At 62.5% G+C, this 19,764-nt stretch carries 18 protein-coding genes; 13 read left to right on the top strand and 5 right to left on the bottom strand.

All coding sequences use genetic code 11. The annotated features are described in order from the left end of the window. Window positions 1-136 precede the first annotated feature (136 nt). From ARTH_RS21905 to ARTH_RS21895, 3 genes are all read left to right on the top strand, one after another. Window positions 137-805 carry a DedA family protein gene (locus tag ARTH_RS21905; RefSeq protein ID WP_011689701.1) on the top strand — a complete coding sequence of 223 codons (669 nt, stop codon included), beginning with the start codon at window positions 137-139 and terminating at the stop codon, window positions 803-805. 214 nt (window positions 806-1,019) lie between these two features. After that, a complete protein-coding gene (locus ARTH_RS21900; protein ID WP_011689700.1) occupies window positions 1,020-1,346 on the top strand; it encodes a hypothetical protein in 327 nt (108 codons plus the stop codon). Then, window positions 1,343-2,023 (top strand): curculin domain-containing protein, encoded by a 681-nt coding sequence (locus ARTH_RS21895; protein WP_011689699.1) that lies wholly within the window; start codon window positions 1,343-1,345, stop codon window positions 2,021-2,023. Before ARTH_RS21900 ends, ARTH_RS21895 begins: the two co-directional genes overlap by 4 nt. An 898-nt stretch (window positions 2,024-2,921) precedes the next feature. Here ARTH_RS21895 and ARTH_RS21885 read toward each other — a convergent pair. The 3 genes from ARTH_RS21885 to ARTH_RS21875 form a co-directional block, all read right to left on the bottom strand. Further along, a complete protein-coding gene (locus tag ARTH_RS21885) occupies window positions 2,922-4,214 on the bottom strand; it encodes an IS256-like element ISArsp4 family transposase (protein ID WP_011689697.1) in 1,293 nt (430 codons plus the stop codon). 150 nt (window positions 4,215-4,364) lie between these two features. Then, a complete protein-coding gene (locus tag ARTH_RS21880; RefSeq protein ID WP_011689696.1) occupies window positions 4,365-6,776 on the bottom strand; it encodes a tyrosine-type recombinase/integrase in 2,412 nt (803 codons plus the stop codon). Next, window positions 6,773-7,975, bottom strand: a complete 1,203-nt coding sequence (locus tag ARTH_RS21875; protein ID WP_011689695.1) for a tyrosine-type recombinase/integrase — start codon at window positions 7,973-7,975, stop codon at window positions 6,773-6,775. Before ARTH_RS21875 ends, ARTH_RS21880 begins: the two co-directional genes overlap by 4 nt. 169 nt (window positions 7,976-8,144) lie before the next feature. Between ARTH_RS21875 and ARTH_RS24020 the strand changes: the two genes are divergently transcribed. Further along, on the top strand, window positions 8,145-8,288 hold the full coding sequence (locus ARTH_RS24020) for a hypothetical protein (protein ID WP_156810879.1): 144 nt from the start codon (window positions 8,145-8,147) through the stop codon (window positions 8,286-8,288). Window positions 8,289-8,819: 531 nt separating this feature from the next. After that, a complete protein-coding gene (locus ARTH_RS21865) occupies window positions 8,820-9,761 on the top strand; it encodes a ParA family protein (RefSeq protein ID WP_011689694.1) in 942 nt (313 codons plus the stop codon). Window positions 9,762-10,627: 866 nt separating this feature from the next. Here ARTH_RS21865 and ARTH_RS21855 read toward each other — a convergent pair. Beyond that, a complete protein-coding gene (locus ARTH_RS21855) occupies window positions 10,628-12,289 on the bottom strand; it encodes a helix-turn-helix domain-containing protein (protein ID WP_232223680.1) in 1,662 nt (553 codons plus the stop codon). Between the two features lie 42 nt (window positions 12,290-12,331). On the opposite strand from ARTH_RS21855, the gene ARTH_RS24145 reads away from it, so the two are divergent. The 5 genes from ARTH_RS24145 (at window position 12,332) to ARTH_RS21830 (ending at window position 16,086) form a co-directional block, all read left to right on the top strand. Next, window positions 12,332-12,925 carry a hypothetical protein gene (locus tag ARTH_RS24145; RefSeq protein WP_232223679.1) on the top strand — a complete coding sequence of 198 codons (594 nt, stop codon included), beginning with the start codon at window positions 12,332-12,334 and terminating at the stop codon, window positions 12,923-12,925. Window positions 12,926-13,236: 311 nt separating this feature from the next. Next, window positions 13,237-14,127, top strand: a complete 891-nt coding sequence (locus ARTH_RS21845; protein WP_232223678.1) for an oxygenase MpaB family protein — start codon at window positions 13,237-13,239, stop codon at window positions 14,125-14,127. Continuing rightward, window positions 14,124-14,660, top strand: a complete 537-nt coding sequence (locus ARTH_RS23275; RefSeq protein ID WP_011689689.1) for a hypothetical protein — start codon at window positions 14,124-14,126, stop codon at window positions 14,658-14,660. Before ARTH_RS21845 ends, ARTH_RS23275 begins: the two co-directional genes overlap by 4 nt. Beyond that, window positions 14,657-15,661 (top strand): MAB_1171c family putative transporter, encoded by a 1,005-nt coding sequence (locus tag ARTH_RS21835; RefSeq protein WP_011689688.1) that lies wholly within the window; start codon window positions 14,657-14,659, stop codon window positions 15,659-15,661. The genes ARTH_RS23275 and ARTH_RS21835 overlap by 4 nt, the downstream gene beginning before the upstream one ends. After that, on the top strand, window positions 15,658-16,086 hold the full coding sequence (locus ARTH_RS21830; protein WP_011689687.1) for a hypothetical protein: 429 nt from the start codon (window positions 15,658-15,660) through the stop codon (window positions 16,084-16,086). The genes ARTH_RS21835 and ARTH_RS21830 overlap by 4 nt, the downstream gene beginning before the upstream one ends. Before the next feature lie 133 nt (window positions 16,087-16,219). On the opposite strand, the gene ARTH_RS21825 is transcribed toward ARTH_RS21830, so the two are convergent. Beyond that, the gene (locus ARTH_RS21825; RefSeq protein WP_043431373.1) at window positions 16,220-16,558 is read right to left on the bottom strand and encodes a hypothetical protein; all 339 of its coding nucleotides are present in this window, start codon (window positions 16,556-16,558) and stop codon (window positions 16,220-16,222) included. Between the two features lie 110 nt (window positions 16,559-16,668). Between ARTH_RS21825 and ARTH_RS21820 the strand changes: the two genes are divergently transcribed. The 3 genes from ARTH_RS21820 to ARTH_RS21810 are packed head-to-tail and all read left to right on the top strand — an operon-like array spanning window position 16,669 to window position 19,743. Further along, window positions 16,669-17,748, top strand: coding sequence for a CHAP domain-containing protein (locus tag ARTH_RS21820; protein ID WP_011689685.1), 1,080 nt, complete (start codon window positions 16,669-16,671; stop codon window positions 17,746-17,748). After that, window positions 17,745-18,263 carry a hypothetical protein gene (locus ARTH_RS21815; protein WP_011689684.1) on the top strand — a complete coding sequence of 173 codons (519 nt, stop codon included), beginning with the start codon at window positions 17,745-17,747 and terminating at the stop codon, window positions 18,261-18,263. The genes ARTH_RS21820 and ARTH_RS21815 overlap by 4 nt, the downstream gene beginning before the upstream one ends. 43 nt (window positions 18,264-18,306) lie before the next feature. Further along, window positions 18,307-19,743: a hypothetical protein gene (locus tag ARTH_RS21810; protein ID WP_011689683.1), complete on the top strand. Its 1,437-nt coding sequence runs from the start codon at window positions 18,307-18,309 to the stop codon at window positions 19,741-19,743. The last annotated feature ends 21 nt before the right edge of the window (window positions 19,744-19,764 follow it).

Raw genomic sequence — 19,764 nt, 5'->3', positions numbered from 1 at the left:
TCAGGAACCGCCAGCCATGCTGGTAGTACCGGAACGAAACCGCAGGAGGCACCATCATGCAGATCCCTACTAGCCCGAACCCGGCTGCCTGCCCCGGACCTCCGCGCCCGGCGGACCGACAGCAGAGGGCCAGCTCATGACCTGGATCATCGACGCCGTCCGTAACGCCGGGCCCCTGCCCGCCTACCTGATTATCAGTGTGCTGGTCTTCGCCGAAGACGCCTTCTTCATCGGTTTCATCCTGCCCGGGGAAACCGCAGCCGTCCTCGGCGGGGTCCTGGCCAGCCAGCACCACCTGCAGCTCTGGCTGGTCCTGGTCCTCGTCATCGCAGCCGCTATCGGCGGGGACACCGTCGGATACCAGATCGGACGCCGTTTCGGATCCCGAATCCTGGAAATCTCCTTACTCCAAAAACGCCGTGCCGGGCTGGACCGCGCCCGGGACCTGCTTGCCCGCAAGGGAGGATCCGCCGTGTTCCTTGGCCGGTTCACCGCGTTCTTCCGCGCTGTCATGCCCGCCCTTGCCGGGCTCTCCCACATGCCCTACCGCCGGTTCCTGGCCTTCAACATCGCCGGCGGCGCTACCTGGGGTGCCGCCGTGGTCCTCGCCGGCTACTTCGCCGGAAGCGCCTACCTCACGGCAGCCAAAACTTTCGGCCCCACAGCAACCATCGCCCTGCTGGCCGCCCTCACCGCCGCCGCGGCCGCGTGGTACGTTCGAAAAAGGATCAAAACCGAACCTCCGGGCGGCCCAAAGCAACACCTCCGGCCGCCACGTATCGCCCGCCACGGCGGGAACACCTAAACTCCCGCCACGGGCTGGAGGCCGGCACCCGTCAAAACCTGCAAAATTCAGGGATCATCATCGATGACGCGTACAGACGGCCGCCGCAACTGACCACCCAAACGCCGGCAGGGACAGGCACCCGGCCGGACGCACCTCCCCGCCCGTCCACGCGCGGACAAAAGATCAAAACCGATTCCCCGAAGCGTCCACATCGAAGAAGAAGGATAACCCCATGAGTTCTCAGCAACCCCCGACTGCACTGACTGAGGCAAATGCCAGCCACGCAGAACGTGATGACGACACCTCCATGACACTGGACTCACAGGCGGAGGACATTATCCGGACCGTCCTGTCAGGAACGGACCCAACAGCCGCACCCGCCAGGCACCGGCTGCGCAGTCTGCTCGCTGTCCACCCCGGCGACCACATCACCGTACTCAGACACCACCTGATCCAAACCCGCGCACCGCTGTCTCCGCCTCCGGACCGGGCCGCCGTAAACCAACGCCCGGAGATGCGTCCACGATTCATCACCACAACCGACCGGGAACGGCCATGACATTGCACCCGGAAACAGCACTCCGCCCCGGCGCCGCAGCAACCTCTCCGAACAGCCGCTACCGGCTGCTCTATCAAACGGACGGGAACCTCGTCCTTTACGGCCCCGACGGACCCCTGTGGGACTCCGGGACCAACGGCCACGGTGCCGGGGCATGCATCATGCAGGCCGACGGGAACCTAGTCCTCTACGGCCCCAATGACGAATACGTGTGGGACACCGAAACCGATAACAACCCCGGAAGCCGGCTCGTCATCCAGGACGACGGAAACGCAGTCATCTACCGGCCCGACGGTTCCCCGCTGTGGGCTACAGAAACATGCCAGCCGCCAGGCAGCGCCGACTCCCACGTCCTGCAGTCAGGATCAACACTCACCCCCACCCACGGAATCAGATCCGCCAACGGGCTCTACGGACTTCTATACCAAACTGACGGGAACCTCGTCTTTTACGGCCCCGACGGACCCCTGTGGGACTCCGGGACCAACGGCCGCGGCGCCGGGGCATGCATCATGCAGCCCGACGGGAACCTAGTCCTCTACGGCCCCCACGACGAATACGTGTGGGACACCGAAACCGATAACAACCCCGGAAGCCGGCTCGTCATCCAGGACGACGGAAACGCAGTCATCTACCGGCCCGACGGAAACCCAACATGGGTAACGGGAACCCACTAAGGGCCGCAAGAGGGCGGCATTCCATACCCGTCACTGGCCCTGCGAACAAAATCGCCGGCGGCGGCCCGCCGGCAATCGTAGGGTGGAAAAGACACCCGCCTCGACCACATGGCCGCCAGGGCACCTCGCGCCAGGAAATCGAGCTCCAATCCGTGGCCCTGCAGGGGAGACGCGCCGGTACAGTCTGGAGGCTGACTCAGAGTGGAGTGCAGGAGCCGCTGGCCTTTGCCGCACGAACGATAAGTGGGCACAATTTCTGCTCCGAATGCGAAGCACAGCCACCGGCCTCCGGGCAGCCACAAAAATGCCGTAGTCACCGTCCACTGGAAAGTGGACGGTGCCAAAGTACACCACGTAGATTCGCGTGTATCCGATATGCCCTCGGGGCCGGATCCCCGCCCCCAGGTGCAGGGTGCGGTGGAAGCCACTGAAGCAGTCCGGTGGAAAGAACGCACACGCGCAGAATGAGGCGATATGCCCACCTCACACATCACGCAATTTCTCCTGGAAGCAACAATTCCGGACCAGACGCAGGAACCCCTCGGGTCCGACTGCCTCTACGGGCTCTACACCAGCTGGTGCATTCTGCATCGCATCAGCCCCCTCGAGGCCCGCCACTTCCGCGACGCGCTCCAACACCACGGAGTAGAACCAGGCAAGAATCGACGAAGAATCGCAGGTCCCGCCGCCGCCGACTACATAATCTCCAGCTACCCGCCGTTTTCCAGCAACACTCTATAACGACCACGTACCGGCACCACGACCGCGCACCGCTCGCCTGATGCCCCGTTACCTTTTTCGTAGCCCGTTCCTGTTGCAGGATGTGGGTGTGCTGGCCTGCCGGCCCCGGCATGATTGCCGGGGACTATCTCATTAACGGTGTATCCGGCGTTTTCATTTAGTAGCTTTCAGCTGCCGGGAATCGGTCGCTGAAAGTGATGGCGAAGGCGTTCAAAGCGGGCTTCCAACGCACGGCCCATCGGGTCTTGCCGGCACCGGTCGGATCGAGGGATCGGGTGACCAGATAGAGGCACTTTAGCGCAGCCTGCTCGGTGGGGAGATGACCCCGGGCCTTGACGGCGCGCCGGTATCTGGCGTTGAGCGATTCGATGGCGTTGGTCGAGCAGATCACGCGCCGGATTTCCACGTCGTAGTCCAGGAACGGGATGAGCTCTTCCCACGCGTTCTCCCAGAGCCGCACGATCGCCCCGTATTTCCTGCCCCAGCGCTCCGCGAGTTCCTCCAACGCCGTCCGGGCCGCCTCAGCATTCGGCGCCGTGTAGATGGGCTTCACGTCGCGTTTGAGGGCGTCCCAGTCCTGTCTCGAGGCCAACCGGAAGGTGTTCCGGATCAGGTGGATGATGCAGGTCTGCACGGTCGCCAGCGGCCAAACGTTGGTGACGACTTCGGGCAGGCCTTTGAGCCCGTCGCAGACTAGGAAGAAGGTGTCTTTCACGCCGCGGTTCTTGATGTCAGTGAGCACGCTCATCCAGAACTTCGCGCCCTCTCCGCCGGTCCCGGCCCACAGGCCGAGGATGTCCTTCTCGCCCTCCAGAGTCACGCCGATCGCAGCGTAGATGGGCCGGTTGGCGACTTGCCCGTCGCGGACCTTGACGACGATTGCGTCGATGAAGATCGCCGCGTAGACCTCGTCCAGCGGCCGGTTCTGCCACGCGGCCATCTCCTCCAACACCCGGTCGGTGATCCGGGAGACGGTCTCCTTCGACACGGACGCGCCGTAGATCTCAGCGAAGTGCGCACTGATTTCTCCCGTGGTCAGGCCCTTCGCGTAGAGCGAGAGGACCATCTCATCGACCCCGGTCAGGCGGCGCTGGCGCTTCTTGACGATGACCGGCTCGAACGTGCCGGCCCGGTCCCGCGGCACGTCCACCTCCACCGGGCCGGTCGTCTCCGTGAGCACCGTTTTCGGGCGAACCCCGTTGCGGGAGTTGGCAGTCTGTTTGCCGGCCGAATCGTGCTTTTCATATCCGAGATGCTCGGTCATTTCCTCGTCGAGCGCGGTCTCGATCACGGTCTTCGTAAGCTGCTTGAGCAGCCCGTCGGGACCGGTCAGGGACAGGCCCTGCTCCTTCGCCATCCTGACCAGCTCGCGGGCAGCGTCGGCCTCGGATATTTCTGTCTTCTTGTCAGCAGTTTTCGTACTCGGCACAGCCTCAAGTGTTGCGGCCATATCGGGCTCCTTCCCGCCAGGCTTACCGCCCGGCGTGTCGAGCCGGATACACCGTTATTTCCACAGTCCCGTCTGCGGAGACCAGGAACCAACCGGACGATTACAGCAGGGCTTTGAGAGAGTGCACAGGTTAGCAACAGGCCCACTCCGTCACTGTTGTGGCGGGTGAGGGTGATAACCGGCACCCGTGGAGTTCCGCATTTGTGGAGTTCCGAGGTCGACGATTTTGCTGTTTCGTTGGCTCTGTAGTTTGAACATTTGGGCCAGTTTCATTTCGGCGCTGTTGAGCGTGACCCGCAGTCCTTCGGCATCGCCGAGCCAGCCGTGTTGTTCGGCTTCGGTGATGCGTTCTTCGAGGTTGTCGATGATGTCCTGGAGCCGGTTGATCTGGCTGGGATCCGGACGGAGAAGGGCGCAGCGGAGGCAGGCGTGTTCGTGTTGGCAGCCTGTGCCGTAGGCGCGTCCGCAGCTGCCCAGGCTGAGTTTGCGTTGCACGAAATGGGCTTCGAATTCGTCCCATTCGGCGGCGGTTGGTTCGCGGTATTCTTCGGTTGGCCGAATGACCCGTCGCTTTTCGATGAAGGTGCGGTGGTGCCGGATGACGTCCCTGGGATAAATCGCTGCGTATCCCTGAGTCGTCGCCAGGCTGGCGTGCCCCATCAGCACCTGCACGATGTGTGGAGGCAGGCCGCTGGCAAGTGCCTCGGTCGCGAAGATGCGACGGAAATCGTGCGGGGTGAACCTGACCTCGGCACCGCTGACCTTGATATGTGCGCGTCCTGCCAAGTCATTGAGCAGCGTGGAGACGGTGGCCGTCGTCATCACGTTCGGCGGTCCGGCGCCACGGCGGCGGGCGAACAGGTGCGGAAGGGGTGAGCTCAGCACTTTCTCGGCTGAGTCCCATCGCTGTGTCAGAGGTGCACCACCAGTGTCCTTGGTGATACGAGAAAGCACTCGGTAGAGCACGTGCACGAGCTCGGGGCCTGCCACCATTAGACGCTCTGTGTCGGTCTTGCTCGGAGCGAAGTGCAGCAGCGGTATGGTCTCCCCGGTCGTTGGAACCTTGTAGGGCTGGATGCTCATGTGCACCAGCTCGAGGACTTCTTCGATCCTTGCACCGGTGTGTCGAAGTGTCTCAACAAGCGCCCAAGTCCAGAAGGCGTTGTCCTCTTCGAAGGACAGGTCCCGGTCCTTTCCATTGCGCCGAATCCGGACATGCGCATGTTCACTGCTCTGGAAGACTTTCCAAGCCTCGCCGTCCATGTCGATGGTTTGGCCGGCGCCGGCCGTGGTGGCATCCGCCAGGGTTGCTTCTGCTGCGCGGAGGGCCTGTTCTGCGGCCTCCACCAGACGGGGCAACACGGGGGCCAGTTCACGGGTGCGCTGTTGCATCGTTGCGATGGTGGCGCGCCGGTGCTTCACGTAACCGCGGGTTTCGGCGAAGGTTATAGGGCTTGGGGCGGCCCATTGCGCCCAGAAGGCGTCTTCGAGTGCCCATTGGCTGATGTCGAGATAGAACGCCCGGATGGAGAAGAAGACGCTGTAAACTTCCCGGCGCGGCGAGCCGTCGGCTTTGACTTTGACCCTGGCTTTCCAGCCAGCCGCCTGCTTCGGGGTCAGTGCGAAGCTGCGTTGGTCAGGGTAGTGCTTGAGGATGTCGGCGAAGAAGAGGCCGGCCAGATACCTGCCCAAAGCACAGAGCGAGGCGTAGTCGAGGCCAGCCGACCGGACCTGAAGATAGCGGATGAGTGGTTCCCGGCAGGGGCCGGTGATGTCGTAGTAGTCGACCATCTCATCCACCGTTTTCGGTCCGACGCGGAGCCGTGTGGGCATGGTCCCGGAATCGTGTTTGATCCATCCCAGCCCGTGGAGCACGGGCCATACGGCGGTCAGCCCGCTGCGGCTGACGTCGATCAGCTTCCCGGGAAGCTGGGTAGTCAGGTCGAGGATGTCTGCGGCTGTTAGTTGGCGGATCGATTTGCCTGTATGGGCCTGAATGCGACCTAGGGTGAGGATCCCGCTAGTGGCTTGGGCCGGTGAAGCCTTCGCATGGAGGAGGGCGTTTTCGAGTTCAGCTGTGTGGGCGGGGTCCCGGAACCGGCTGAGTGCTTTCCAGAAGGCAAAGCGCTGACCCGCGATCCACCGGTGGGAGGGGCGCATGACGTCGAGGGCCAGCAGCGGTCCGATCGCCGCGTTGAGCGCTTCGACCTCGTTGCGGTTCTTCGTGTTCTTGCTTGAACCGCCGGCTATTCTGAGCCTCCACGTCAGAGCGTCATGCCCGACATGGCCCTCGAACAGCGCCCAGCGGTCCTGCCAGGTTTCACCCGGCAACTGCCTCAAATGACCGAGGAAGCGCCGGATGCGCGCCCTGTGCTCATGCACCTGTGGCCAGTACGGGCTGCAGTCCTCAAGACGGTTGATGATGTCCTCAATGCTGGCGCTGGTCAGCGGTCCAGGCGGGATGGGCGGCAGTGCAGGCGGTTGTTGTTCCTGTGGTGGCGGCGTGTGGTCATTCCAGCTTCGTCGTGCGGTCTGGATCTTATTGATGGGTGGAGTTGTCACTGGTTCCCCCAAAGCACGCGCAACTCGTCGGGGTTATAGGGCTGGCCGGCCGGTGAACTGTCAATGGCAGGGGAAGTCCTGCTGCTCAGATGGGTCCGGTAGTGCTCGATGACTTCCTCCATATGCGGAACCGCATAGACCGTGGTCGTAGTCCGCGATTGGTGACCCAGTAACTCCTGGACTTCGTGAAGGCCCATCCCGCCCTCGAGCGCTCGGATCGCGAACGTGTGCCGCAGATCGTGCAGCGTCCAGTTCGAACCGAGCAGGTCGTTGCAGCGTCTCAGTACGGCGCGCATGGCTTCGTAGGTCAGAGGACGGGGCTCGCCCCGCAGCGTGAGCCAAACCGGTTCATCCGGGCCGGCAACGCCTCCTTCGAGCTGATAGAGCCGAAGCCATACGAAAGCATCAGGCGCCGCGGGCAACCATTGCAGCTGGCCACCTTTGCGGTAAACGCCGATCAGCTGGTCACCCACGTTGACCCGGTCACCCGTGAGCCCGAGCAGCTCGCTCGCCCGTGCACCGCTGCTGACATAAAACGCCACCAACGCCCGGTCCCTGTTGGACCGCAAACGGCGAAACAGATCGTTGAACTTTCCGTCCGGGATTGATCTGGGCACCCGGTGCGCCTCGCGCTGACGCAAGGGCTGGCGCCGCACCGGGGCAAACTCCCGCTGAGGATCATGATGCGCATGGGATCGCCCACGGCGCAGCTCGAAAGGATTCACGATGGGCCCGTCACCCATCCGAAGCTGGAAAGCGTAAAACTCCTTACACACCGTCGTCGTGTGGTTGATCGTCGAGGGTGAGTAACGCATTCCTAGATGCTTCTTTCCCGTGACAAGGTTCCGGCTCCCCCGCCGCTGCGGGACGTTACGATTCCCGACGAACTTCTCGGCCTGGCGCGCCCACAACACGAAGTCACGCGCTTCAAGGGACGTTGCCTGCTCCCAGCTGACCCCGACAGCCCACAAAAAGCGAAGGAACCGAAGCAACGACAAGGCATAAGTTCGTACCGTCTGAGGCGAACGGTCCGACGCTGCCAGCTCAAGCAGATACTCCGTGGCAGGAGCGAACTCCTCGCCCATCGCGTCGAGGACCACGAACCCAGGAACACTGGAGCGAGGAATCACCCGCCCGACGTTCGCGACAGTCAGTCCCTCCGCTCGATGCCTATCCCAACTGCGATCCGAGAGATCCATGACCAAAAGCATGACTCTGAAGGAGCTCGTCCAGGCCGGCGACACGCGCCGTGAACCGTCAACTTAGTCCGGTAAACAGATCGTCGGAGACGGGACCTACTGCCCAGGCTTCCAGTTCCTCCCCGGAGGACAGCTCCAGGCCGCAGTGACAACGCTCTTCCAACGGGCCATGGATCTGAAAATTCCGCATAACTACTTCACCCTCTGGATGGTCACCCCATCACGGGCTCTTGCCGGGAACCGCCCCGTCGACCAGCTGGAAAAGGGCACCGCTCCCCTGCTCCAAGCGCTGGACTCCTATCGATGGCACTAGATGCCGGCCCTTGACGGGGCCGGCGGCGTGCGTAGCGTTATCTAGAGGGTCTTTGTTAGGACGGCACCTTTCCTGCTCTCTAGTGCTGGTAACGACCCACTTGTTATGAGCCCAGCCGAAGAGTCGTGGCCGAGTCCCGTTGGTCAAGATCAGAGATTGAACCAAGCTGACGGTGTATTGTCCGTCGTGCCATAAGGCTTGCCATACGTCAGGCGTGAAATCTGATTGAACAACAGGTTGTACGGAACGCCTGCTTCCTGGCGTGCCTCCAAATGATAGGTCACACCGCAACTTCACCCATATCTCATGCAGGAATGTGCACCTTATGACGTGCATAAAAGACTGCCTACATGTCCATGAACCTTCCAACCCTTGCTCAAGCAGGTAAACGAATAGGTGTCGAAGCCTTGCAACCCACCGGATCTAAAACTGTGCATCCAACCCGTGTCAATGCCGGAGAACAAACGAGTACTCGCGTAGCTTTGACGGTAGGAACATCCGCCTTCCAGCACGTAGGAGAACAGCCGGCCGATGGCACGATCACTGCAAGCCTCAGTACCAGCGAAGTCTCGAGAAACGCGGGCAATCGACCGCGTGATATCTCTGGCGAACGGTAAAGGGGGAGTGGGTAAGACCACCACCGCGGCCAACGTAGGCGGATATGTAGCCTTGGCCGGTTCCCGGGTTCTAATGGTCGACCTCGACCCCCAAGGCGACCTCGCCCGGGATCTCGGGTACGAACGGCAGAGCGGACGCGAACTATTCCATGCACTCGTGGCCGGTACAGCACCAATGATTCTCCGCGACGTAAGGGAGAACCTGGACGTCATCCCCGGTGGCCAGGACCTCGAAGACATTCAGGGCCTTATGGTTTCGAGGTCCAACCGATCCGATGCGGGCGACTTCGGGGACATGCTTTACACCGTGCTCGCACCTCTGGCAGACGACTACGACCTCATCTTGATCGACACGCCGCCAGGGGAACGCATTCTCGTTGAGGGTGCCTTCGCTATCTCGAGCGCCGTTGTGATCCCTACGCGTTCAGATGATGCCAGCATCGACGGTGTTGAACGCATTGCCCGTCGCTTCATGGCCGTCAGAGACCGTAACCCGAACCTGCAATTGGCCGGCATAGTTCTGTTCGGCGTTGGGCCCCGTTCTCTGCGGCTGGAGCGCAGCGTGAGAGAGACGCTCGAGGAAATGCTTGGCACCGTCGCTCCGGTCTTCGAGACTCGAATCCGGAACTTGGAGAGCGCCAGTGCGGACGCGCGTCGGAAGGGCTTACTGTTCCACGAGCTGGAGGGTGCGGTCACGGACGCCCAAAAAAATCGGTTGAAAGCCCTCAGAGCCGGAGAAAAGCCCGCCGACGGATTCTTCTCCCGCAACGCCGGAGGACTGGCCGAAGAGTACGAGCAGCTGACCGGGGAGATCCTGGCTCGTCTCAACGACATCGAAAGCGGTAACCAAGCATGAGCGGTCGGCCTAACCTTTCCGGTGCATTCGCCCCAGCGCCGGCTCCAGCCCGTGGCGCAGCTTTGCAGGGCTTACTGGCCCCGAAACGGCGAGGGAACGTCGGTCAAACTACTGAACAGGTCAATCAAGCCGTAAAGCCTGAACGACGGGAGGAAGCGACGGCGCCGAAATCCGGCCGGGTTCTTCCAACTCCCGCGGCGGACCCAGACTCCAATGGTATTGACACACTCGAACTGACCTCTAAGCAAGATGAGAGCGTTAGGCCTGAGTCCGAACGGGTGTCTACCGGTCCTCAAACAAGTCCATCACCCGGCAGACAAAGGTCGGAGTCCACGCAGGGTGCATCCCAGGCGAAGAAGGCATCCGAAACGGTTTCAGGAGGGCTTCGCAACGTCGGAGTCTACCTACCGCCAGCCTTGCTAGCTGTTGTAAAGGATGTCGTTCACCAAGCACGGACGACTTACGCGGACCTGCTCATCGATGCATTTGAGGCATTGGATGAAGAAACGATTTCGAGCGAGTTCGCGGTCGAAACAGTGATGTCGAGCTCTGGCATGCCGCGACGCGCGCCTCGAAAGAGGGGAGAGGCCGGTATTCAGATTCAGCTTCGGCTCGACGGACTCCAAGTCGCCTGGCTTGATGAGAAGGTCGTAGAAATGGGGGCTCCGTCGCGGAGCGCCCTTGTATCGGCAGCTCTCAAGCTCCACGTGCATGGAAATCTCGCCAAGGAGTGAAAAACGCGTCACGCTGATCCCGAGTACTAGCTTCCTACAGGTCCTATGGCATGGGTTATGGCACGAGATCGCGGACTGCGAAGGTCCTTGAGCAAGGGAGAGGCTTGAGGCACGGCTCTTCCATCTACGCCCCTAGCTAGCTCTGCCGAAGGCGATATCCGGCAGTGACCACTCGTCCGGTGGCCCTTCAAACTCATGCCAGGGGTAGTCCTCCCCAGGTGAGAGGAGCTCGGCGACGGTATTCACGTGCTTGGCCAACCATTCGCGCCAGATAACCCGGTCCTGGCGGTACCGCTGGAGCTGTGCGGCGACGGCTTCAAGCACCCCGAACTGTTCTGCGAGCTGCCTCAGCGAAGTCGATGCCACGATCGACCAGAATCTGCCGGCGTCCCTTGACAGCAGATTCCAGGCGGCAAGGATCTCGAGCGCCTCGTTTACTGTCGACCGGGAAAGCCGGGTGACTCGCACAATCTCGGTAGTGGACATGGCCGGGGAGTGCTCGAGGGCCTCGTAGACGAACGCGGCCGGTAGACCAAGTTCTCTGAAGACCGGGCGGAGGGCGTGGATCTTCCCCTTCTGCCAGGAGGCGTCCTCTGCGGCGGCTTTCAGCTCTTCGGGGACACTCAGCATGTACAGATCACCCTTCGTACCTCGTGCTTCCTCGACAAGGGTAATCAAGGGCTCCCTCTCGCTGCGCAGCGCCTTCAGGTGGAGCGCAACCGTGGTGTGGTCGAGTCCGGTGGCCACGGCAATGGACCGAACTCCGAATTCGATAAACCGTGAGGCGGTCATATGCGCTGCCTCACCCAATGATCTGAGCACCATCCTGCGTGCCAGTCCCGTCCTAGATTCTTGGTAGTTCACCTCCCTGGTTCGAAGCGCATTCCGCCAGGTCCGGATGAACCGATGCTCGGCATCGGGATTTGCAGTTATGCCGTGCCCCTTGAGTAGTGGGGGCTGTGTAATTGGCTGGCTTGTGGGGGATTTACGGACATTGTGATTCGTTTCGGCAGCGGCGTTCTTTTTCAGGTAAGCGACGGCGTTGGTCCAGTCGCGACGGAGCGCCGGCATGCGGTGCTTGGACGAGTACCGGGCATAGAAGGATGCGAGTCCGGGCCAGGTCCCTTGCATCATGCGGCGTTCGACGTCGACTAGCTGGAGGCCAGCGGCCGCGGCGCCCGTGACGATTGCCTGGCGGGCATCCGAGTCGGTTGCGTACCGGTTGGTGTCGTAGAGGCCGGTCTGTGCCATGAGCTGCATAGGGCGCGACATCCGGCCAACGGGGGCGCCCAGGGCGGGCGCCTCTGCGGTCTTGTCGGCCGTTGAGTCGAAGACTTCTTCAAGGCGGAGAGCCCGCACGGCGTTGATCTCCCGCGTCAGGTCGGCGATCATTGTGGCCCAGACCTTTGGTGCGTTGGGCCGGCGGGCAACGTCGTAGGCCCTGGACAAAGGCATCGCGAGTTCCTGATGGCCGCCGCGCTTGTGCGGGGAGCCGGGGGTGCGCATGCAGCCGTGGAGGAGGTTCTGATGCGGGGTCTTGTCCAGGGTCCGGTACCGGACGCCCAGCGCCTCGACAAGATCACGCGCTTCAGAGAAAGTGACCCGCTGAGCGAGCGGGATGTAGACGTGCCGGCCACCGTTGGGGGAGTAGTCCTCGATCCAGCGTGCGCCAACTGAGTGCAGCCAAGTTTGGACGGAGCGGACGTCCTTCTGTACCCGGTCGACGCCGGCTACCGAGGAATCAAAGTCAAGGAAAATCGCCGCGCACGTGCCGTCTTTGCCGAAAATTCGCACCGCAGCAGGAAGGGTAGGGAGAGTGCCGCTGAGGGTGCGTTCGTGCTTCTGGGGGTAAGTCTTGCCTGCATCGCGGGACAGCCGGACACGGGGCTGTCCGGCAAGGAGAGGTGCCAGGGCGGCCCAGGCTTGAGCGGCGCCACAAGCGGCGGATGGTTCTCGCGACACGCCATCCCTGTTTTGGGCTGGCAGCACGCGACTGTGCTGTTGTACGATGATGATATTCCTGTCGAGGGAATGACTAAGGACCGATCCTGCAAGATCGGTTTGAAACACAAGGGAAGTCCTGTGAAGGACTTTCATTCGATCTACGATCTGTTCGCCGGCAAGCTTCCCGGATCGTGGATCTTCAGCTTCGAAGGCCCGCCTAGTGCGGGCCTTCTTCTGTTAAGAGGCTATTCGAATCGGCAGTTCCTCCTGATGCGCGAAGTGATCCAGCAACGCCAGATCTTCGCGCAGGGAACGGTCTACGGCGGAGGAAACGTAGTCAGTGACAGTCATGCCCTTGGCGGCAGCGATCATCTGAACGTCCTCCGCGGTCTTAGCCTGCGTGCGGAAGCCAATGTATTTGCGGAGTCCCTTACTGGGCCGCCCGCCTCCACGATTGATTACTGCGCTCATGGTCATGTCCTTTGAATCTCGCACGACTTACGGTCGTGGCTGCTTCATCGCTGGTGCTACTGCAGTCGATCGCCCTGAGTTTCTGTTTACAGCTATCAACTGTGTCGAAACTAGCACCGCCCTTCCAAGCATCCGGGGATTTGTTTACAGAAAACGCCCCCGCGTGTCGCGTCTTGTTGCTGCACCGCGTTCCTCCAGGGTCAAGGTTGCTCGGACGGCTGGGCGCATAGGCCGTGAACCACTATACTCAAACCTTGGACATGTCTAAGGTTACACATGGTGCGGGTGCTCTATCTTGAGCTCTGACGTCCAGGCTGGGTTCAGCCTTGTCGCACCTGTGGCCTCTTTTGCTGGAGTTTGATTCGATGCACAAAAGCCGAGTAGAAAGCCTCAAGCGCCAGGGGACGCTCAGCCGCAGCCAATACGAAGAGATCTATCGACGCTTCGTCCTTTTCGACCTGGCCGAGGACATGGATCTGGGATTCTTCCTCGCGTACTATCGCAACTTCTCCATCCCTTCGCTGGCTGGAACGCTGGCCGCTACCGGGGAGATCCGCTCACGTCCTCAAAAGCGCTCCTACGACACGGCGATTGTCATCTACGAAATCATCGCTGGCGGCCTCGACAGCGAACGGGGCGCCGCCATGGTGGCACTCTTGCGCAATGTCCATAGGGGAGTGCCTGGCAGCAACGAAGACTTTGTTTACGTCCTGATGACAATGCTCGTCGTTCCCATCCGGTGGGCCGACCGCCATGCCTGGCGGGCATCTCTGGAAACCGAGAAGCAAGCCGCAGTTGATTTTTTCTCAGACCTCGGAGAACGCATGGGTCTTCGGAACATACCAAGCGACTTCGCTGGTGCCGCCGCGTTCCTGGACGACTACGAGCGGCAAAATGTGGCGGCGAGCCCGGCCGGGCTCGAACTCATGGACTCTACGCTGGGTGTTCTTCGGGGCCGGCTTCCTAAGCCCCTCCGGCCGGCCACTGAAACTCTCCTATCTGCGATGCTGGACGATCCGCGTCAATCCGCGGCCTTGGGCCTGCCCCGCCCCAATCCCGTCGTCAAGACCGTCCTAAGCGGTTTACTGAGATTGAAGTCAACCATCACGGCGGTTCGCCCGCTGAGGCAGACCCCGAGGTTCCGGCCCGGTCTCTCCGGATCGTCGCAGTATCCCTCGGGGTACGTGCTGGAGAATCTGGGTCCGGGGAAATCATGACCCCGCTGCTGATGCCGAGCTACGTCGCGACGGTTCAGTCGACCATTGCGCAGCTCGACCTGCCCGAGAAGCTGACGCTGGACGCTCTCAGGGACGCAGTATCGTCCCGAAGAGCGAGGAAGCTCGTGGTCCGCCGAACCGAAGAACTTGCCGGAAGCCCGGTATGCGCCATGACCTACTGCAACGCAGCGGTCGATCTGATCCTCTTCGCCCCCGCCGATGAGCGCCGGCGGGAAGATCATTTCGTGTGCCACGAATTCGGACACCTCCTCCTGGGCCACCATGAGCAGGCCCGCGGAAACGTCGCGCGCCCGATGCCACTCCTGGGCGCTTCGATGGTCACTAACCAATTGCAGGTCGACGCTTCGGAGCCCAAGCTACTGGGCCGTCGAAGTTCGGCCAGCTGCGCCACCTTCACGGTGTCCGAGGAGAAACGTGCGGAGACTTTTGCGGACATCGTGATGGACAGGATGTGGCGCGCTCATCTGCGGCCACTCGATGAGCCATCCAGGTTTGCAGAGGTATTCGGATGACGAGCATCGTGGTTGCGGTCAGCCTAGGGATTTTGACCTTGCTCAGGCTCTCCGGTCTCTGGAACCGGCCGGCACGGCCAGCTTTTTTGGCGTCGGCTTTCGCGACAGCCGGTTTTACGCTGTACATCGAACCTGTCTACATTTTCGTGGACTCGCTCACAGGCAACCGAAACTTCGCCGGCCTGGTCCTCTCCTTGTGCGTCCTCGCCGCGTTCGCCCAGCTTTACACTGCCGTAACGAACGCTGCCGGGCCGCCCTCGGGGCAGCAGAGTCTGCGTAAGGAGCGGCGCCACAGGGCCGCCTGGATTGCCTCATCGCTCATCGTCGTGGTCGGCTTTTCAATCAGCGACCTACCCGTCACCAGCCCCTCACTGATCCGCACATACGGGTCCCAGCCTGGCATGACCGCGTTCCTGTTGGCCGCTTCGTTCTTCATCGCCTACACAAGCGCTAGTGTCATCCGGTCTGTGTTCGGCTATCTGAGCAAAATGTCCTCCGCCTTCCGCCTCGGGTTCTTTCTTGTATGCGCCGGTTGCTTCGGCGCCATTTCGCTCCTTGCGGTCCGGTCCTTGCTGCAGCTCACCACGGACCACGCGGGACAGGAATCCTTCTCTCCGTTCTATGGCGCCGGCCAGGCTATCTCCGTCGTGTGCGTGGCTGCCGGGCTCTCCACGTCACGGCTGGTGGGGATTGCTGCAGCTACATCTGCAGCCCTGGCTGCCCGGTGGCGGCTGTTTCGGCTTCGGCCGCTTTGGAAGGCCTCCACCGCCAGCAACCCACATCTGGTGCTCCACCAGGGCGGGTCGCCGGGTAAAGACATATTGAGCTCCAACCCGCATGCCGCGCTGCAGCGCCGGATCACGGAGGTGCGAGACTGCCTGCTGGTTGACTCTGTCGGTTTGGAGGATGTGTGGAACCAACATGGGTCAGCACTACTCGATGCTGAGAAATTTCTGAAAACGCCTCATACACCCTCCAGCCTCGATAGGACTGCCGTATGAACCGCAAAGACAACGCCTCTCAGCGGCGGGAGGAATTGGCTCGCCGCCTGGACCTCCTCATGGACGTCGTGGTTGCGGAAGGGGGCCAGCCGTACAAGTTTGCTGACATCCAAGCTGCCCTGGCCGAGAAGGGCGTGGGGTTGTCCCGGGCGCGCTGGTTCTACATGCGCGAAGGAACTGGGGCGACCGTAACCGATCCGAAGCTCCTCTCCGCTCTCGCAGAGTTCTTCGGCGTCCCGCCCGCTTACTTGCTCGACTCGGACCCTTCCCTCCCGGCGCGAGTGGAGGCTCAGCTCAAACTCTTGAAAGCCATGAGAATTGCTGAAGTCCGCAGCTTTGCGGCCAGGGCTCTCGGGGACCTCTCTCCCGAAGCGACCTCGGCCATCGCCAAAATCCTCGAAGAAGAGATGAAATCCACGGACTAGATCCCTGAGAATGCCTTAGACATGTCTAAGGTTGGCTATCCTTGAGTCATGACCTACCACTCGTGCAGGCTAAACCCGGCAGAGCAACGGAGCGTTACTTACCGCACCATCACGAGGCGAGCCATGCGCCGCTTCACTTTTCCTCCGCAAGCGCATACCGCCGGAGGCTGTCTATCAGCGACTCAATGCGCGGCAGATCTGCCGAGAATGCGTGGTTCAGGCGCCCGGAGGTTGACCCGAGCACTGGCGTTTTCTTCAACACCCCGGCGGCGGCAAGGACGCCCGCTGCCTTGCTCAGGCTTGCGGGCGAAAAGTCCTTGAGCTCGTGCGCAAGTTCGGACCGGGTTGCTGGCACAGCCCTGGCGGCCAAGTGGTGGAGCAGGGCTAGGTTTACGCCGCTACTAAAGACCGCCTGAGCGGTCGCTACCGACTCGTTCCATGCGGCGTCTGCGGGCTTAACCAGTCGAGGCATATCGAACATCCTACTTGTCGCGCAGTGCCGGCAGCTGCGGCTAAACCGTCGCTAGGGCAATACTTAAAGTATCGCTATAATATTTTAGATAAACTTAGGGGGGATCACTCGTGCAAGCCAAGCCGCTCGCCACCGGCGTAGCCGTAGCTGTTCCTGTGGCCCTGCTAGGCCTCATTTCCTCGATGCTTTTGCTTTTGGGGCCGGCAAAGCCCGCTGCCGCGGACTGCGGCCCGGCAATGTCCGTCTCCGTGGACGCCAATACCAAAGTCGCCGGCTACACCCAGGAGCAGCTGAAGAACGCCGCCTCGATCATGGGAGCGGGTAAGGCTTTGAACCTTTCCGTGAATGGTCAGATGATCGCGGTGATGGTTGCCCTGGGCGAATCCGGCCTGCGCGTTCTGGACACCGGCGACACCGCCGGCCCCGACTCCCGCGGCCTGTTCCAGCAGCGCGGCAACGGCGCGTGGGGATCCTATGAGGACCGCATGAACCCGACCACGAGCGCAACGAACTTCATGAAGGCGCTGCAGGCGGTGCCTGGGTGGGAGTTGCTGGAACCGACCATCGCTGCCAACAGAGTCCAGCGCAATGCCGACCCGTACCACTACCAGAAGTACTGGCCCGAGGCCGTGAAAATCGTCCAGGCTCTCTCCACACCGAAGTTCTCTCTTCAGGGAAGCGAGTGCGGGATCCCCGGCCAGTCAGGTGCCGGGAACGACTACCCGTGGAAGAACTCACCGACCTGGACGCAGGCCGGGGCCACCGCCGCCAGCACCTCACCGCTGGGCATGTACTACCGGGAGTGCGTGGACTTCGCCCTGTGGCGGGTCAACCAGCAGATGGGATCCACGAGTGCACCGTTCAGGTTCCTCAACAGCAACTTCCGCCCCGATGGCCAGGGCCTGGGTTCGGCCCTGAAGTGGAAGGACGGCTGGGACGCCAAGGGCTGGCCCACCGGCCACGCACCCAAAGTCGGTGCCGTGGTCTGGTACGCCCCAGGGACCGGGGGAGCGGACCCCAACTTCGGCCACGTCGGCGTCGTGAAGGAAGTCAAGGACAACAGCACCTACGTCGAAGAGGGCTACAACGGCAACCCGGCCCCGGATGACCACAACTACTACACCCGGACCGTGTCCAACACGGTCCCCTCAGCCTTCCTGTACCTGCCCAGCCAAGAGGAGACGAAGTGAAGAAGCCCCTGACCCTGATCGCGGTGGCGCTGCTGTGCGCGGCCTGCGCCCCTGCCGCGTCCACCGGGACCGCGCCCGCGTCCTCTTCCAGCGCCAGCCCCACCCCCTCCGCCCCAGTCTCATTGAGCGCCAACAGCGGCCCCCAGGCACCCGGCGGCACAATACCGGCCACCATCGGCATCGAATGGGACCAGGCCAGCAAGGACGCCGCCGTCGACGCGGCCGAGAACGCGATGACCGACTTCGCCCGGCCCACCCTGGATGAGAAGCAGTGGGCCAACGACCTGGCCCGCTGGCTTACGCCTCAGGCCACGGCCGACTATTCCTCCGTGGACCCCTCCAATATCCCGGCCTCCCGGGTGACCGGAGCGGCCACCTTGTCCGTCGATGAGGCCAACGGCTACGGCGCGACCGCCGCCGTCCCGACGAACGCCGGGACCTACACGCTGCAGCTGCTCCGCACGGGCAAGGATGCTCCGTGGAAGGTCAACCGTCTCACCCCGCCAGCATCCTGAACGTCACCGCCTTTTCCCCTTCTCACATCTAAGGAACAAGCCGATGGGTACCTCACCTACGCAAGTTATGGCCTTCCCCAGCATCAAGGCCATCGTCCGCGACAACGGCACCGCCGAGGTCGTCGTCGCGGGTAACTCCCGCATCGTTCCCGCCGGGGATTCCCTGCAGGACCTGCGCAACAACGCCCTGGCCCTGGTCGTCGGTGAAGCGCAAACGCTCCAGCGCCCCGTGAGGGTCCAGATCGAGGACCCCGAGGGCCACGGCGAACTCATTGTCCATCCGGACAACAAGATCGAATCCGTCTCCTATGAACCCCGCACGGCCCGCCGCCGGGTCGAGGCCCCCGCCACCACCCCGGAGACCGCCGCTCCCGCCGTCATCGAAACCACGCCTCTTACGGCACCGGAGCCCGCCGCGAAGCCTGTTGAGACCGCGCCGTCTCCCGCCGCTGTAGCCGATGCCCAGCCGTGGCCGCCCGTGGCCTCTAACGTGACTGAAGCTGCAGTGGAGGAGCCGGCTCCGACGCGGCGCAGCCTGAAGGACACCTCCTTCCTGGTCAGCGCCCCGGTCCTCGAGCCGGCCACCCAGGGCTGGCGCGGCGCGCTCACCCGCCTGGGTATCCGCATGAACCCCTCGGACGAAGAACTCTCCGAACGCGAGGACATCCGTACGGTCAGCCAGCACTGGCCCGGCCCGCGCACCATCGCCGTGGTCAACCGCAAGGGAGGGGCCAACAAGACCCCCACCGTCGTCATGCTCTCGGCTATCCTCGCCCGCTACAGCGGCGCGGCCACGGTCGCGTGGGACAACAACGAATCCCAGGGGACGCTTGGCTGGCGGACCGAAAAGGGCTCCCACGACCGCAGCGTCCTTGACCTGATCGATTCCTCGACCGAGCTGCTGTCCCCGTCCACGAACGCGGCCGAAATCGCCAAGTTCGTCCACCACCAGACGGCGGATAAGTTCGATGTCCTCCGCTCGGATGAGAACGAGGAAGGCGACCACGAAGTCACCGCGGAGGAAGTCGATATCGCCCACCAGGTCCTGACCCGGTACTACCGGCTCGTTGTCATGGACTCGGGCAATACCGCCCGCGCCGCGAACTGGCGCCGCATGATCGACCACACCAACCAGCTCGTCGTTCCTGTTACGGCTATCGAGGACCGCGCCGAAGCCGCCCGGCTGACGCTGCAGACCCTGGAATCCCGCGGCGGCCACGACGCGGAGCTGGCCCGCAACGCGGTCGTGATCGTCTCCGAGTCCACCGACGCGAAACGGTCCATGAGCGGGGATGCCCTGAAGCGGGCCAAGGACGAGGCCGAGCGGATCGCCAAGGGCTTCGAACCCTTCGTCCGCGCCGTCGTCCGCATCCCTTACGACCCCGCCCTGGTCAACGGACCCATCCGGTACGAAGCCCTCCAGCCGGCCACACAGCGGGCGTGGCTCGCCGCGGCCGCGGCCGTCGCCGACGGCTTCTAACCACCCACCCACCGGACATTC

Origin of the sequence: Arthrobacter sp. FB24 (assembly GCF_000196235.1) — a bacterium.
In the GTDB taxonomy this organism is placed as follows: Bacteria; Actinomycetota; Actinomycetes; order Actinomycetales; family Micrococcaceae; genus Arthrobacter.
The sequence above is the reverse complement of the archived record's forward strand: the minus strand, read 5'-3'. Positions and strand labels throughout refer to the sequence as shown.